13 protein-coding genes are annotated in these 15,324 nt (G+C 61.3%); 4 read left to right on the top strand and 9 right to left on the bottom strand.

The features are described from left to right. Positions 1–14: 14 nt before the first annotated feature. Positions 15–2,360, top strand: coding sequence for a TonB-dependent receptor (locus F0M18_RS05465; protein ID WP_149610397.1), 2,346 nt, complete (start codon positions 15–17; stop codon positions 2,358–2,360). A gap of 265 nt (positions 2,361–2,625) precedes the next feature. After that, positions 2,626–3,033 (top strand): hypothetical protein, encoded by a 408-nt coding sequence (locus tag F0M18_RS05460; RefSeq protein ID WP_149610396.1) that lies wholly within the window; start codon positions 2,626–2,628, stop codon positions 3,031–3,033. A 179-nt stretch (positions 3,034–3,212) separates the two neighbouring features. Here the strand turns inward: F0M18_RS05460 and F0M18_RS05455 are convergent, their stop codons facing one another. The 6 genes from F0M18_RS05455 to F0M18_RS05430 form a co-directional block, all read right to left on the bottom strand. Then, positions 3,213–3,974 (bottom strand): SDR family oxidoreductase, encoded by a 762-nt coding sequence (locus tag F0M18_RS05455; protein ID WP_149610395.1) that lies wholly within the window; start codon positions 3,972–3,974, stop codon positions 3,213–3,215. 58 nt (positions 3,975–4,032) lie between these two features. Continuing rightward, entirely contained in the window at positions 4,033–6,171 is a 2,139-nt protein-coding gene (locus tag F0M18_RS05450; protein ID WP_149610394.1) for an outer membrane protein assembly factor BamB family protein, read from the bottom strand. After that, on the bottom strand, positions 6,168–6,977 hold the full coding sequence (locus F0M18_RS05445; RefSeq protein WP_149610393.1) for an SDR family NAD(P)-dependent oxidoreductase: 810 nt from the start codon (positions 6,975–6,977) through the stop codon (positions 6,168–6,170). Before F0M18_RS05445 ends, F0M18_RS05450 begins: the two co-directional genes overlap by 4 nt. A gap of 60 nt (positions 6,978–7,037) precedes the next feature. After that, positions 7,038–8,054 (bottom strand): FAS1-like dehydratase domain-containing protein, encoded by a 1,017-nt coding sequence (locus F0M18_RS05440; protein WP_149610392.1) that lies wholly within the window; start codon positions 8,052–8,054, stop codon positions 7,038–7,040. A gap of 285 nt (positions 8,055–8,339) precedes the next feature. Next, positions 8,340–9,254, bottom strand: coding sequence for an SDR family NAD(P)-dependent oxidoreductase (locus tag F0M18_RS05435; RefSeq protein WP_149610391.1), 915 nt, complete (start codon positions 9,252–9,254; stop codon positions 8,340–8,342). A 10-nt stretch (positions 9,255–9,264) separates the two neighbouring features. After that, positions 9,265–10,455: a steroid 3-ketoacyl-CoA thiolase gene (locus F0M18_RS05430; protein ID WP_149610390.1), complete on the bottom strand. Its 1,191-nt coding sequence runs from the start codon at positions 10,453–10,455 to the stop codon at positions 9,265–9,267. 270 nt (positions 10,456–10,725) lie between these two features. Between F0M18_RS05430 and F0M18_RS05425 the strand changes: the two genes are divergently transcribed. Both F0M18_RS05425 and F0M18_RS05420 read left to right on the top strand, forming a co-directional pair. After that, positions 10,726–11,193: a MaoC family dehydratase gene (locus F0M18_RS05425; RefSeq protein WP_149610389.1), complete on the top strand. Its 468-nt coding sequence runs from the start codon at positions 10,726–10,728 to the stop codon at positions 11,191–11,193. A 33-nt stretch (positions 11,194–11,226) separates the two neighbouring features. Continuing rightward, positions 11,227–12,411, top strand: coding sequence for a DUF1214 domain-containing protein (locus F0M18_RS05420; RefSeq protein WP_149610388.1), 1,185 nt, complete (start codon positions 11,227–11,229; stop codon positions 12,409–12,411). A gap of 3 nt (positions 12,412–12,414) precedes the next feature. On the opposite strand, the gene F0M18_RS05415 is transcribed toward F0M18_RS05420, so the two are convergent. The 3 genes from F0M18_RS05415 to F0M18_RS05405 all read right to left on the bottom strand — a co-directional run bounded on the left by F0M18_RS05415 (position 12,415) and on the right by F0M18_RS05405 (position 15,324). Then, positions 12,415–13,623 (bottom strand): MFS transporter, encoded by a 1,209-nt coding sequence (locus F0M18_RS05415; RefSeq protein WP_149610387.1) that lies wholly within the window; start codon positions 13,621–13,623, stop codon positions 12,415–12,417. Between the two features lie 79 nt (positions 13,624–13,702). After that, positions 13,703–14,878, bottom strand: a complete 1,176-nt coding sequence (locus F0M18_RS05410) for a thiolase C-terminal domain-containing protein (RefSeq protein ID WP_149610386.1) — start codon at positions 14,876–14,878, stop codon at positions 13,703–13,705. Then, positions 14,875–15,324, bottom strand: coding sequence for a MaoC/PaaZ C-terminal domain-containing protein (locus F0M18_RS05405; protein WP_149610385.1), 450 nt, complete (start codon positions 15,322–15,324; stop codon positions 14,875–14,877). Before F0M18_RS05405 ends, F0M18_RS05410 begins: the two co-directional genes overlap by 4 nt.

Below are 15,324 nucleotides of genomic sequence, written 5' to 3'. Positions count from 1 at the left end.
AGGAGCACTACACAATGCACAAGCCATTCAAACAAACATTCCTGAGCTTGGCCGTGATCGCTGCCGTGGGCGCAACCGATTACGCCGCCGCCCAGCTCGAAGAGGTCGTGGTCACCGCCCGGAAGCGCTCGGAGAGCCTGCAGGACGTGCCCATGGCTGTCTCTGCGTTTAATACTGCACAGCTCCAGGACGCGCAGGTCGACCGCATAGAAGACCTGGAACGCATGACCCCGAATATCACGCTCACAGAGACCGGTGGCCTGCAGGCAGGTTCTGTGGTGGTGTTCATGCGCGGTATCGGTAACGACCCGCAGTTTGCCCAGGGTGTGGGTATTTACGTTGATGACGTGTACATGAACCGCGCTACCGGCTCGCTGCTGGAAGTCTATGACGTTGAGCGCATCGAAATGCTCAAGGGCCCCCAGGGTAACCTGTACGGGCGCAACACCATCGGCGGCGCCATCAAGTACGTCTCTCGTGAGCCGACCGACGAACTCACCGGTGACATCGAGTTCAAAACCGGTGAATTTGACCTGATGCAGGTCAAGGGCAATATTTCTGGCCCCATCATCGGCGATACCCTGCTGGGCAACTTTGGTGCCCTGTATCGTGAGCGCGATGGCATACAGGAAAACACCCTTGATGGTGAAGAGTACTGGGACCAGGACGTGTCGGCCTACCGCGGTGCCCTGGTCTGGAATGCGACAGATAACCTGCGCTTCAAGCTGGCTGGCGACTACAACAAGGATGAGTCGGCTCCACGTGTTCCCAATCGCAGTGGTGTGGCGGCGGACATCATGGCGCAGCTGGACTTCTTCACCAATGGCGCCAATTTCTTCCTGGCCCCGGGTACCGGACTGCTGCAGACGCCTAATGATGTGTCCCTGCCTTCCGATCCGGATGAAATCTCCACGGAGCAGGGCGCCCTGCTGAACCAGTACGAGATCGAGTCGACCACGCTGTCGCTGACCATCGACTGGGATATCGGTGATCGCTGGGCACTGAAGTCCATCACTGCACAGCGCGACACTGATCACGTGCAGCCCTTTGACTTTGACGGCAGTGAGCAGCGCTTCATCCACACTATCAATGATCGTGAGTTCGAGGATTTCAGCCAGGAATTCCAGTTGAACTACACCGGGGATTCCCTGGCCGCGGTCATGGGTGTTTACTACCTTGATGGCAGCGCCGCGATAAGCGGTTCCACCACCCAGTACCCGCGTCTGCTCGGTTCGACCCTGCAGGTCAAGGATACCTTCGTTGACGACCGCGATATTGAATCCATGTCGGTCTACGCGAACGTGGACTGGGATTTCGCGGAAAGCTGGCAGTTGTCCCTGGGTGGCCGTTACACCAAGGACGAAAAAGAAGAGCGCCAGGAAGCCACGGTCAACCAGCAAATCTATGCGGTGGCTCTCGCGAACGCACCCTTCGGCATCGTACCGCTGGCTATTGCGCCGGGGCAGGGTGACGCTGCTGCCGCCAGCCCGAACTTTGCTGGCTGGGCCACACCGTTCACTGATGCCATCAACATTTCCTTCCCCGAGCCTACCTATGCCAAGGACGACTGGACCGAGTTCTCTCCCAGCGCCCGTCTGACCTGGTTCACTACGGATGACGTGATGGTCTACGCCGGCTTCTCCAGCGGCTTCAAGTCCGGTGGTTTCCAGAACCAGAGCGGCAAGAGCACGGCTTACGACCCTGAAACAGTCGATTCCTACACCCTGGGCATGAAGACGACCTGGCTGGACGGCAGCCTGCGCGCCAACGGTGAGATCTTCTTCAACGACTACCAGGACAAGCAGCTGGCTACTATCGGCCTGCGCGACGGGAACCTGGAGGAGTTCGTGGACAACGTTGGTGAGCTGGAAACCAGCGGTGCTGAAATCGAGCTGACCTGGCTGCCGGCTATCAGCGGCCTGACCCTCGGCCTGAACGTGGGTTACCTGGATGTGGATGTGAAGAAATTTGACTCCGCCGAGGGTGATCTCGCCGACACCACCGCAATCGGTTTCTCGCCTGAGTGGACGGTGCAGGGCCGGGTCAGCTATGACTTCGACCTGTCAGACTGGGGCAGCATGATGGTGGGTACCGATGTGTCTTACCGCACCGAGTCCTACACCAACTCGCCTATCGACCTGACCAGCCCGGCAGCTGATGCGCAGATCCAGGAAGAGCACGCCATATGGAACGCCATCGCAGCTTTCCGCAGTGCCAACGGGCACTGGCGTGTAGCGCTGGAGGGTAAGAACCTGGAAGACAAGCGGGTGATTACCAATACCTTCGACCTGACCCTGTTCCAGACCGCCGGCTACAACATGCCGCGTACCTGGGCCGTTTCAGTAGGCTACGAGTTCTGATCCCTGTGTAGTGTGGTGCCCATGAGGGCCTCTATTGCCGCGCCGCTATCACCGGCGCGGCTTTTTTGTGCCTGTTTTTGCTGTTGGTTGCGACCTGCGGCGTTGCAGCCACAGGAAGCACCCCGGAAGGCGCTATTCAATGCCAGGGGCTAAGCCGTTCTCGACACGAAAGATACGGCCAGCAACAAGTTTGCCGGGCTGGAACGGGCGTCTATACTTTTGTCGGTGACGATTCGTCCGATAACCAAACAACCTCGAGGTAATCATGAAAAAAGCCATAGCGGTAATACTGTCTTCACTCTGTCTCTCTGTGCCCGTGTTCGCGGAGGATGAAAGCCACATGGACAATGCCAAGGAAGCGACGGGCGATGCGTGGGAGAGCACCAAGGAAGCATCCAGTGAAACCTGGGAAGCAACCAAGGAAGGCAGTGAAAAAGCCTGGGATGCGACCAAGGAGGGCACTGAAAAAGCCTGGGACGCTACCAAGGAAGGCAGTGAAAAAGCGTGGGACGCCACCAAGGACGGCACTGAAAAAGCCTGGGACGCCACCAAGGAAGGCAGTGAAAAGGCCTGGGACGCGACCAAGGAAGGCAGTGAAAAGGCCTGGGACGCGACCAAGGAAGGCAGTGAAAAAGCCTGGGATGCCACCAAGGAAGCTGTCGGCTCAGAGTGACAGCTCACCTGGGTTGCCTGCATACGGCAACAGGAAAGCAGCGGTAGCCGTTGCCCTGATCAGCTGACCGGCTACGGCGCTGTCGCGAGGTCACGGCGTTGCCCCCGTGTTTCGCGATCGCCCGTCTCCCGTCTCCTTCCCGGGCAGACCCGGGGCAGTGGCTGCGGGTCGACGCCCTGTTACAGTGCGTCGGGTCGCATCATCGCGTCGTGCCCGCCGTCAACATAGAGCATGGCGCCGCAGATAAAACTGGCGCGCTCGCTGAGCAGGAAGCTGGCCGCCTCGGCCATGTCCTCCGGTTGCCCGGGCCTGCCGATAGGGATAGTGGCGATGAACTGTTTGATCGCCTCGCCATACTGGGGGTGGTCTTCGGCAGCCAGACTCAGTGGTGTACGGGTGTAACCCGGCCCGATCGCATTAATGCGAATACCTGCCTCGGCACAGGCGACGGTGTGCCTGCGCATCCAGCGCGTCACCGCCTGCTTGGTCCCGGAATAGACCTGCTGGCCATGCATTGACTCGGCGAGTGCCCTGGCTGCCTCCCGGTCGCCATCGAGCAGCCTGTCGACGAAGTCGTCATTGGTCGGCATGGGTGCGGAATTGGATGAGACCAGCAGCACGCTCGCCCTGTTGCGTGCAAGTAACGGGCGCAGTGCTTCGACGAGTTCCACGGTGCCAAAGTAATTGACCTCGGTGATCAGCCCCATGTCGGGTAGGTGTGAGCCGACGCCCGCGCTGGTAACCAGCCCGCTCAGTTCGCCAGCGGTGGCGGCTTCGATATCCTTTGCCGCCTGCTGGCGCCCCGCAGGCGAGGACAGGTCGGCAACGATGTCAGCCGTCTGCAGGTCGAGGCTGAGACAGTTGTGACCGTCGTCGCGCAGTTTGTCGGCTATGGCCTTGCCGATACCGCTGGCACCGCCGGTAATAACAAAAGTTCCCATCAGTAGTCTCCTGCTCGTTGATCGCGTGTATTCGCAGCTGTGCCCTCTACAGTGTGCATCAGCGGTCTTCGTTATGTTCCGTCGGTGCGCTGCGCGCGGGCAGCGCGAAGGCCAGGTAGCTGTCTCCGGTGGCGGTACCGAGTTTGCCGCCGCTGCAGGTAATTACCAGGTACTGGCGGCCTGCTATGGCGTAGGTGGCCGGTGTGGCATAGCCCGCCGCCGGTAGCTTGTACTGCCACAATAATTCGCCGTTGTGCTTGTCGAAAATGCGCAGCATTTCGTCAGAGGTAGCGGCGATCACCAGCAGGTCACCCGCGGTGACCAGCGGCCCGCCGTAATTCCGCGTCCCGGTGGGCGGCACGCCCTCGCGGGTCAACTCCTCGTACTCCCCGAGTGGTATCTGCCAGCTGCGTTTACCCGTCGCCAGATCAATGGCAGTGAGCGTGCCCCACGGCGGTTTTACGGCGGGATAGTAACGCTCGTCGACGAAGTCGTTATAACCGGCGAAGACGTATGCGGTCTCGGTCTCACCACCGGCGGCGGGTTTTTCCCCGGCATCAAAGGCGAACAGGTAGTCCACCAGTGCTTCCAGGTCGTGACGGGGCAGTTGCGCAAAAGGCATCATGCGGCCCTTGCCGGCGCGGATGATCCGCATGGCCTCGGCCTTGCTGGTGCGCTCTGCGATGCCGGTGAGGGCAGGGGCATAAGGGTAGAAGCCCTGCAGTTCCAGGCCGTGACAGCCGCTACACTGCTGGCGAAACAGGAAGGCGCCGCGACCGAAGCTGCTACCCTTGTCCACTTCAACCGCCTGCACCTGCACGATGTGCGGGGCTTCAATCGCGTTGATGTAATACTGGTTGGTGGCCGGGTCATAAGCGCCGCCGCCCCAGTTGGCGCCGCCGTAAAACCCGGGAAACAATACCGATTTCCTGAGGCCGGGCGGGCGCATGTAGGCGAAGGGCTCGGTATCTTCCAGCTGTTGCTTCACATAGGCGTGAGTGCGCGGGTTGATGTCACTGAGGTCCGCGGCGGAAAACGACTGCCGGGTAAAGGGCTCTGGCAGCGTAACGCGCAGCTGCGTTGGAAAGGCCCTCTCGCCCGGTACATCGGAAGCGGGTACAGCCACTTCTTCAATGGGAAATACCGGCTTGCCGCTGTCACGATCCAGCAGGTAGAGCACGCCCTGCTTGGAAGCCTGGGCCACCACGTCGCGTTGCTTGCCCTGCATCGTCACCGTGGCCAGGGTAGGGGCAGAGCTCAGGTCGCGATCCCAGAGGTCGTGGCGCACGGCCTGGAAGTGCCAGATGCGTTTACCCGTGCGCGCGTCGAGGGCGAGCAGGGTATTGCCGAACAGGTTGGCGCCGTGGCGCTGGGAACCGTCGAAGTCCGGTGTCGGTGAGCCGGTGGGTACATAGACCACACCGCGCGCCGAATCCAGGCTCATCCCGGCCCAGGCGTTGGCGCCGCCCGCTGTCTTCCAGGCGTCGGCAGGCCAGGTCTCATGTCCCGTTTCACCGGGTCTGGGGATGGTATGGAACTGCCAGACCAGGGAGCCATCGATCACGCTGTAAGCGCGAATATCCCCCGGGGCAGCCCCCGCCGTCTCGGTCACCGCCGAGCCCATGATGATCAGGTCCTCGAAAATGACGCCGGGGGAGGGGGCGTTAATGCTGACCACTTCGGGGTCACGACCCAGGCCCTGGCGGAGATCCACGCGTCCCTTGTCGCCGAATGCCGTGATTGGTTTGCCAGTCTCGGCGTCGAGCGCCATGAGAAAGTGCCCGGTAGTGAAGAACAGGCGCTTGTCGCGTTCGCCCTGCCACAGGCTGAGGCCGCGCATATTGGACAGCCCCACGTGCGACAGCGGCGGGTCATAGGTCCAGCGTGGTGCGCCCGTTGCCGCATTCAGCGCGAATACGTTGTACAGCGGGTTGCGTCCGTAGAGTATGCCGTCAACAACGATCGGGTTGAGTTGCAGTTCCGACGTGGCCGGCAACGGTGCCCCGCGCGCGCTGTCATAGCGCCATGCCAGGCGCAGTTGATCCACATTCTCGCGGTTGATCTGCGTCAGTTCGGAGTAGTGGGTATTGCCCTCGTCACCGCCGTAGGTCTGCCAGCCCGCAAAATCGCCGGCCCCGGCCAGGCCGCTCAGCAGACTGAACAGGAGGGCAAGGGCACTGAGCTTGCGGGGTGTCACTTGACGTCCCGGTTGTCCAGGGTCAGTTCCCAGTCTGGGACATGCAGTTGCGGCGTTTTGCCTCCGTCAACCGGCAGTACCACACCGGTGATAAAGGCCGCATCGTCCGAGGCCAGGAAACAGATGCTGTGGGCCAGGTCCTCGGGGGTACCCAGGCGCTCCATGGGGATGGAACTGGCCATCAGTTGCTTCATGGCCTCGTTCTTCATCACCGAGGCGTCGAGTCCCGGTGTTTCCACCGCTCCCGGGGCGATCACGTTAACGCGGACCCCGTGGGGTGCCGCTTCCATGGCGGCGCACATGCTGAACTGGTTCACCGCCGCTTTGGCTGCGGAGTAGGCGCCCGCGGCGAGGCCGGCGCGAAGGCTGCTGACCGATGATATGTTAATGATGGAACCGCTGCCCTGGGGCTGCATCACTTTCAGCGCTGCCTGTACACCGATAAACACGCTCTCGACCGAGACGCCGAAGTTGGCGCGCCAGTCCTCGATGCTCTGGTCGAGGATCATGCCGCCAATCACTGACGGTGCGTTGTTGACCAGTACATCGAGGCGCCCGAACTCCTCGGCTGTATCGGCGATCATTGCGGCAAAGGCATCGATGTCGCCGATATCCAGTTCCACGCCCTTGAACTTGCCACCGAATGCGGAAATCTCGTCGGCAAGGCTGTCGAGACGCGGCATGCGGCGGGCACAGGCCACTACCTGCGCGCCCTCCCGGGCGAGTTGCAGCGCGGTAGCGCGCCCTATGCCCATGCTGCCTCCGGTGACGATAGCGACTTTTCCGTCAAATCGATGCGTTGTCATAGTGTTTTATTCCTGGTGTGGTTGTTGCACCCGGCCCCGTTGCGAGGCGGCCGGGCATAATTACATGATTAGCGTGGCGGCGCCTGTTACATGGAACCCGCGGCCGTTGCGCCCGGCAAACTGCACCTCGACGCTGCCCTCGTGGATGGCGCTCACCTGACCCTGCATCTCCATGGTGTCCCCGGGTACGTTGGGTGCCATCAGTTTCAGGCTCAGCTTTTGCAGCCTGCTGGCCGGACCAGCCCAGTCACTCAGGTAGCGCGCACAGAGCCCGCAGGTAGTCAGTATATTCATGAAGATGTCGGGCATCGCTGCTGCCCGCGCGGCCGGGGCGTTATGGTGCACATCGATGAAGTCCTGTGTCGCCACCGCACCGCTGACAATCAGCTTGTGGGTGATGGGGATACACAGGCTGGGCAGGGCCTTGCCCTCGGTGAGCAGCGTGCGGTCGAGGTCATTGAAATCCGGCGTCCATGACGATGCCGGCGTAACTTCGCTGGCCGTAGTTTCCGTATTCCGGCTTTGCGGTTCCGGCTGCTCCTGGTCAGTCGCCGCTGGCCGATACTGCAGATAGGTGATCAGGGCTTCAGCGAACAGTTGCTCATCCTGGTCGAGGTACTCCACACGCTCGGTCACAAAATGGCCTTCGCCGAGAGCCGTGGTTTTCAGGTCACTGATATTCACCACTGTGGTGTAGTGGTGGGCGCGCTCGCCCTCACGCAGGTAGCGATGGAAGCTGATGTCATAGCTCACCGCCACGTTGGCCGGGAAGCCGTGATCGCTCAGCGTATCAAATACCTGGTAAGGGGCGGCGTCAGTCGAGCCCGGCGCATACTGCATATTCACATCGCGCATGGTCCACATCTGCATCATCGCTGGCGGTGCCAGCGGGCCGTCGATGCCGGCTTCGGCGTGATAACGCTCATTGAGATACAGCGGATTGCGGTCTCCCATGGCGCTGCACCACTGCCATATCTGCACGCGACTTACCGGGTTGAAACTGTTGTAGGGGCCCAGCCGTTGCCCCGTCAGGGCCTGCAGATCCAGCTCCGTTTGCGCGGTGGCGGCATGATTCATAACACGGCCTCTTGCTGATAATTCATTGCAGCATAGGACGTCGACGGCACCACGGCCAGCACCGCAGGGTTCGAATTCATGTGCACAAGCCTTCACTGATCATTGTGCGAATAACCAATCACGGTGCTGCAGCTGAATGGGCACGCCGGGCCGCAATTGATTTTCGGTGACAATGCAGGCTCCCCCCCCCGGGCAGGGATGGAGCCTGTTTTATTAATGTTATGCCGGTCTCACAGTGGATGGCCGCGATGCGTGAGCTTGTTATGATGGCTCCCGGGTAGTCGCCTAAACCGGCGGTACGGAAAAACCTCCCCACACCGGCATGTAATTGTCGTCGTAGTGGCTGGCCATGGTCTCGTGCAGGTCTTCCAGTTCCCACCTGGTTTCGCCCTTGGGGTTGACGAAGGCATCGCGCAGGGTAGGGCGCTGCGCAACCTGTACCTGGTTGCCCCAGACCACAAAAACTTCACCGGAAATCTTGCCGGCCTCAGGCGATGCCAGGTAGCCGACGAGTGGCGCGACATTGGCCGGGTCAAACGCATGGAAGCCCCCGCCCTCGGGTGGTGCGAACAGGTCTGCAGTCTGGCCCCCGGCGGTCATGTCGGTCAGTGCGCGGGGCATGATCACGTTGGCAGTGATGCCGTACTTGATCAACAGTTGCGCCGCACCCATGGTCATGGCGATGATGCCAGCCTTGGCGGCGGCATAGTTCGGTTGCCCGGCGGAGCCATAAAAAGCCGCCTCGGATGAGGTGCTGATCAGGCGCCCGTAGACCTCGTCGCCCTGTTTCGCTTTCTCGCGCCAGTAGGCGGTGACATTGCGCATATTGACGAAGTGTCCGCGCAGGTGGACGCGCACTACCGAGTCGAACTCCTCATCCGACATGCCGAAGATGGTCTTGTCGCGGCAAAAGCCTGCATTGTTGACCATGATGTTGATGTCACCAAAGGTTTCCAGGGTCTGCTTCATCAGATTTTCAGCGTCGGTGCTGTCTGCGCAATCACCGTATACCGCAATCGCCTCGCCGCCGAAGGCCTTGATTTCCTCAACAGCCGACTCTGCCGCTTCCTGCGCATCGGGCAGGCCGATATCGTTTATCACCACGCGTGCGCCTTGCCTGGCCAGCTGGATCGCTTCCTCGCGCCCCAGGCCGCGACCGGCACCAGTGATGACGGCGACTTTTCCGTTCAGGTCTCCCATGAAACTCTCCTTAGATTCTCTCGATGATGGTTCCGGTGCCAACGGATGATCCGCAGCACATGGCAATCAGTGCTGTATTCTTGTCGGCGCGTTCCAGTTCATGCAGCGCAGTGGTAATGAGTCGTGCGCCGGTTGAGCCAACGGGGTGGCCAAGGGCGATGGCGCCGCCATTCACATTGACCTTGTCCAGGTCAGCGTCGTACACCTTGGCCCAGGACAGTACCACGGCGGCAAAGGCCTCGTTGATTTCAACCAGGTCGATGTCGCCCATGTTCATACCCGTTTTTGCGAACAGCTTCGCGGTGGCATCCACCGGGCCATCCAGCAGGTAGTATGGGTCGGTGCCGACTACCACGTCGGAAATAATACGTGCGCGGGGCTTCAGGCCGCGGGCCCTGGCCTCTTCCGCTGTCATCCACAGCAGGGCGGCGGAACCGTCAGAAATTTGCGAGGAATTGCCGGCCGTATGGATGAAGTTCTCGTTGCCCACGGGTTTCAGTTCGGCAAGCCCCTCGCGCGTGGTCTCGCGCAGGCCCTGGTCGCGACTAACTGTGCGTGTGTCGCCTGTGGGCTTGCCATCCTCGCCGAGAATCGGGGCCTCCACCGAGAATACTTCCCGATCAAAGCGACCCTCGGCCCAGGCCTGCGCGGCCCGCTGCTGGGACTGGAAGCCCAGGTCGTCTGCTTCTTCACGGGTGATGCCGCGGTTGTCGGCGATGCGCTGGGCACTGGAAAACTGGTCCGGTGTTGAATCCCAGGGCCAGCTTTCCGGCACGAAGTAGCCCGGACCGTTGTAGACGTTCATGCCCAGCCCGACCCGGCTCATGGCCTCCACCCCGCAGGCGATGCCTATATTGATGGAGCCACTGCCGATCATGGATGAAATCATGTGGTTGGCCGTTTGCGCAGAACCACACTGGTTGTCCAGCGTGGTGCCGCCAGCGGTGTAATCCTTGCCCAGGTTGAGCCAGGCATTACGTACGATGTTACCGGCCTGTTCACCCGCCTGGGTGACACAGCCGCCGGCGATGTAATCCACGTCACTGTATTCCAGCCCGCTGCGTTTGATGAGTTCAGCGAGCGACAGGCCCAGCAGTTCAACCGCGTGAAATCCGTGCAGGTCACCTACACCGGGTTTACCACGGGCGATGGGCGTGCGGACGGCTTCTACTATGACGGCTTCGCGTAGTGCTTGGGGCATGATCAAACCTCGTTGACTGGGCGCCGGGGCGCCAAAGGGAAAATGACAAGGCGCACAGTCTACTCCAGCTCCCGCAGCGAGCAATGACAGATTGCGCCATAAACGTGGGCGTATTGTGCCGCTTTCAGCATTCTGGCTACAGCGCGGAAAACCGATACGGGACAACGGTTTAGCTGGTTAGCCCAGGGCGCCGCGTGTGCCGGTACAGGCTCGCGGGCGATACTGGTCCACGTAGAATACAGGGCCTTTAACAGCACGGGAGAGATGGCGATGAAAACATACCGATATGACGATATCGAGGGCATGCAGGAACTGGTGGCGGAGGAATTCGGGCCATGGAGCAGCGAGGTGGAGATTACCCAGGAGATGGTGAACCAGTTTGCCGAGCTCACCGGTGACGACTACTGGCTGCATACGGATCCGGAAAAGGCCAAAACCGACAGCCCGTTCGGTTGCACCGTGGCCCACGGTTTCCTTACCCTGGTGCTGATGCCGAAAATGCGCGGCGAGACCACCTATGAGGTCACTGGTTTCAATAATATGCTCAACTACGGTTCCGACAAGTTGCGCTTCACCGGCGTCGTGCCGGTCGGCTGCAGCATACGCAGTCGCAGCCGCATCAAGGAAGTCAGTGCCACCGCCAAGGGCACCAAGATGGTGATGGAGCAACATATCCACGTGGTCGGGCAGGACGAGCGTCCCGCGGTGATCTATGAGTTGATTTTTATCTACATGTAGTCAGCGCGGGGACGCGTGGCAGCGAGGTCAAAGATGAAGAACGCGGGATTGTTGTTGTTGGCGGCACTGTTGTGCCTGGGTGCCTACGGGCTCGGTTCACTCAATGCCCGCAAGGTGATCGAGCTGCCTCCGGTAGAGTGGGCGCAGCACAGCGATGCGGCGCAGGCGTGGCGCGAATTTACCGTCAGCCTGGAGGCGGCTGCCGCGCGCATCTACCAGGGCGAGGTGCCGGCGCCGGAACAAACCGAGGGCCTGCAGTATCTTTCGCAACTCGCCGCCGCATCCCTGGAAATGAAACTGGCCAGGGGGGACCGCGAGGTCCCGCAATTCACCGACTGGATGAGTGACTATCGACGCTTCCTCGGTGACAGTCCCGATGCGATCTACCACACCGCGGAAATCTCCCATGAATATCGCTACCGGATCAGCGGTAATCGCGGCGCTGCGCGTTACCTCGGGTTCATGCTTTACGGCCGGCAGCTTAACGGCTGGAACAGGGCGGCGGCAAACCTGTCCAGCGCCTCGTTACGCTTCGATGAGCAGGGAGACTTCAGTATTCTGCTCAGTGCGGAGCCCCCCGCGGACGGGCAGGATTGGCTGCAACTGGAAGAGGACGTGCACATGGTCATGGTGCGCCAGTACTACCATGAGCGCAAAGACAGCGAGACTGCGCGCTTCAGCATCCGGAATCTCGATGCCGCTGCTGTGCCTGCGCCGATGACCGACGCGGTTGTTGCCGAGCGCCTGCGCGCCGCCACCGGTTTCTTTAATGCCACGGTGGACGGTGCCGTCGCATTGGCGGACATGTTGGCAGACGCGCCAAATACGACTGAACCACCAGCACGCTACAGCGCCGATTTCGGTGGCGTGTTTTACCCGACCTTCGACAACCAGTACTTTGGTGGTTGGTTCAAGCTGGCCGCGGATGAAGCGCTGGTGATAGAGGGTGAGGTGCCCGACGCCCCGTACTGGTCGGTTTCTTTGCAGAATCGGTGGCTGCAGTCTCTCGGTGGCAGCGCTCAGCAGAGTGCCCTTAACGACCAACAGATAGTGACCGCCAATGGCCGCTACCGTTTGGTCGTGTCGCACGTTCGGCCTCCCGGTGAAAACTGGCTGGATACGGGCGGGCGTGAACAGGGCCTGCTGGCCATTCGCTATCAGCTGGCTGCGGACAGCGAACCCCCGCAGCTGCGCGTCGTTAAGCTTGATGCCTTGTGAGTCTCAGCTGCGGCGGGCGTGATCGAGGCGCAGTGGCAGGATCATCAGCGCCGCCGCGACACAGAAACCGGTGAACAGGTACAGGCCAGGTGTGTAGCTGCCCAGGTTGTCGTACAGGCGTCCAATGATAGTGAAACCCGGCATGACACACAGGGTAATCAATGGGCCCATCAGGCCCATCGCGCGACCGTAGCTGAGTAAACCGAAAACCTGTGCCATGAGCGCGCCCCAGACCGGCAGCATGCCCCCGGCGGCGAGCCCCAGGATGGATGCTCCCAGCAGCATCAGCGGGTGCGAAGAAGCCTGCGCCAGCAGCAGGAAAGCGCCAGCCACCAGCGCCTGCGCCAGCCAGAGCGCCGAGCGCAGGCTGAGTTTGTCGGCGGCCAGGCCGAACAGAATCTTGCCGATAAAACCGGTAATGGCCACTGCCATAATCAGGGTGGACGCCTGTTCCTTGCTACTCCCCAGGTCGATCGCATAGGGCGTCAGGTTTGATAGCACCGAGGTGTAGGCGCTGAACAGCAGGCCCAGGCTCAGGCCGATGTACCAGAACGCCGGGATACGCAGGATTGCGCCCATGCCCATGTCCTGGTCCGCGGCGCCGGTCGCGGCGTGTGGATCCAGCTCTGCCTGCAGGCCCACGTCGGCAGGTGCACTGCGAATGCCAAGTATGACCACGGGCAACATGACCACCAGCACCAGTAGTGACAGGTTCTCCAGTGCGCCGCGCCAGCTGTGGCTGTCGAGCCAGTGGCTGATCAGGGCGGGAATCACCACGCCGCCGACAGAGGTGCCGATGGCGGCAATGCCCAGGGCGCGGCCGCGACTGGCGGTGAACCACCGGGAGATGACGGCCGATGCCGACATCGCGCCGGTCAGCGTATTGGCCAGTGCCATGGTGAGGGCAAAGAAGGCGATGTATTGCCAGATGCTGGTGCTGGCGCTGATGGCATACAGCCCTGCTGCATAGAGCAGGGCGCCTGCCGACATCAACACGCGCATCGAATAGCGATCAATCAGTACGCCGCCCAGCGGCTGCAAAAACAGGCCCAGAAATGTCGCCGCCGTCAGGCTGTACATCACCTGTTCCAGCGATACACCGAATTCCGTACGCACCGGTTCCACCAACAGGCTTACTGCATAGGTGAAGAAACCGATAACAAACAGTTGCGCCGTGAACGCGCTGCCAACGATGCGCCAACCATAATACATAGCGTTTACCTGTTATATTGGCCGGGCCGTTAATGACCTTGCGGCGCGTGCCGTTGCCGACAGCGCGCCTGACCTGTGCTCAGTCCAGCCTGCCCAATAGCGCGCCGCCGGTGGGAATGCCGACACCGGAGGTGACCAGGACGTGGTCAACCTGCTTGTCCGGTTGGTTCACGGACTGGCCGCGGACCAGTCTGGTTGCCTCTACCAGCCCATTGACGCCGTGAATGTAGGCCTCGGAGAGCTGTCCGCCATGGGTGTTGGTGGGCAAGCGGCCATCGGGTCGCAGGGCACCGCCCAGAACAAACTCCCCGGCCTCGCCATAGTCGCAAAACTGCCAGGCCTCCAACTGCAGCAGCACATTGGAGCTGAAGGCGTCATACAGCACGGCGGCATCGATGTCCGCCGGGGTCAGGTCGGCCATCGCATAACAATTCTTCGCGGCGATACGGTGCTCGGTAATAGCCGCCAGCTCCTCCCGGTAGAACGAGGTCATCTGCTCTTGTTCTTCCCCTGCGGCCTGGGCCACCCCACGTACGGCAACGCCGGGCTGTTTCAGGTCGCGGGCACGCTCTGGTGTGGTGACAATGACACAGGAGCCGCCATCGCTTTCCTGGCAACAGTCGAACAGCTGCAGGGGATCGGCGATCATGCGCGCGTTGAAGTAATCGTCACGCGACAGCGGTTGCTGGTAGAAAAACGCCGCGGGATTGTTGACGGCATAATTGCGCGTGGTGCTGGCCACCTCGAACATCGCCTCCTTGGTCACGCCGGTCTGGTGCATCCAGCGCTGGGTCAGCATCGCGGTCCAGGAGGCCGGGGTCAGCAAGCCGTAGGGCATGTACCAGCCCCAGTGGATGGCGTCTGCAGTAAGGATATTGCCGGACACACCCTGGGAGTAGCGTTGGCCTGAGCGTCCGTTGAGTGCGCGGAACACCGCCACACACTCGGCCATACCGGTTGCGACAGCCATCACCGCCTGGTGCAGGCTGCCGGTAGCGGCGCCGCCGCCGTAGTGTGACCGCCCCCAGAAGGTCAGGTCGCCGCAGCCCAGCGTTCGGGCCACCTCAATCTCGTCGTTGTGGTCCAGGGTGAAGGTGGCGAACCCGTCCAAATCAGCAGGACTCAGGCCGGCATCGTCCAATGCCGCCTTGATGGCCTGCACCGCGAGGCTGAGTTCCGATACACCGGAATCCTTGGAAAACGCGGTGTTGCCAACCCCGACTATGACAGACTTGTTCCTGATATTTGCCGTCATGCCTGATCCCCCCGTGGCAGCGCCACTTGCACGCTGCCCTGCATGTGCATACCCCAGATATTGTTTTCACCCGTTACCGCGACCTCGACCACGCCGGTGGCGGCATCGCATGCGGTGACTTCCCCGTTGATGGTCATCACCATCCCGGGCAGGTTGGGCGCACCCAGTTTCACGTCGAGAGACTTGATCACGGCTTCCGGGCCGCTCCAGTCGGTGACGAAGCGGCTCATCAGCCCCTGGCTGGTGAGAATGTTCATGAAGATATCCGGCAATCCGGCGGCCTGGGCCACAGACTTGTCGTGATGCACGGGTTCAAAGTCCCGCGTGGCCAGTGCACCGCCCACAATGAGACCGCTGGTCACATCGATGTCGAGGGATGGAAGTTTGTCGCCCACGCTGACGTCGGCGACATGCAATGTCTTGTACTCTGTCACTGCTGCACTCAT

It is taken from the genome of Pseudohalioglobus sediminis, assembly GCF_008370495.1.
Classification (GTDB): Bacteria; Pseudomonadota; Gammaproteobacteria; order Pseudomonadales; family Halieaceae; genus Halioglobus.
The sequence above is the reverse complement of the archived record's forward strand: the minus strand, read 5'-3'. Positions and strand labels throughout refer to the sequence as shown.

Bases quoted from the DNA above. Each gene is read 5' to 3' on its own strand.
- F0M18_RS05465 (WP_149610397.1), top strand. From the start codon at position 15: ATGCACAAGCCATTCAAACAAACATTCCTGAGCTTGGCCGTGATCGCT.
- F0M18_RS05460 (WP_149610396.1), top strand. From the start codon at position 2,626: ATGAAAAAAGCCATAGCGGTAATACTGTCTTCACTCTGTCTCTCTGTG.
- F0M18_RS05455 (WP_149610395.1), bottom strand. From the start codon at position 3,974: ATGGGAACTTTTGTTATTACCGGCGGTGCCAGCGGTATCGGCAAGGCC.
- F0M18_RS05445 (WP_149610393.1), bottom strand. From the start codon at position 6,977: ATGACAACGCATCGATTTGACGGAAAAGTCGCTATCGTCACCGGAGGC.
- F0M18_RS05440 (WP_149610392.1), bottom strand. From the start codon at position 8,054: ATGAATCATGCCGCCACCGCGCAAACGGAGCTGGATCTGCAGGCCCTG.
- F0M18_RS05435 (WP_149610391.1), bottom strand. From the start codon at position 9,254: ATGGGAGACCTGAACGGAAAAGTCGCCGTCATCACTGGTGCCGGTCGC.
- F0M18_RS05430 (WP_149610390.1), bottom strand. From the start codon at position 10,455: ATGCCCCAAGCACTACGCGAAGCCGTCATAGTAGAAGCCGTCCGCACG.
- F0M18_RS05425 (WP_149610389.1), top strand. From the start codon at position 10,726: ATGAAAACATACCGATATGACGATATCGAGGGCATGCAGGAACTGGTG.
- F0M18_RS05420 (WP_149610388.1), top strand. From the start codon at position 11,227: ATGAAGAACGCGGGATTGTTGTTGTTGGCGGCACTGTTGTGCCTGGGT.
- F0M18_RS05415 (WP_149610387.1), bottom strand. From the start codon at position 13,623: ATGTATTATGGTTGGCGCATCGTTGGCAGCGCGTTCACGGCGCAACTG.
- F0M18_RS05410 (WP_149610386.1), bottom strand. From the start codon at position 14,878: ATGACGGCAAATATCAGGAACAAGTCTGTCATAGTCGGGGTTGGCAAC.
- F0M18_RS05405 (WP_149610385.1), bottom strand. From the start codon at position 15,324: ATGAGTGCAGCAGTGACAGAGTACAAGACATTGCATGTCGCCGACGTC.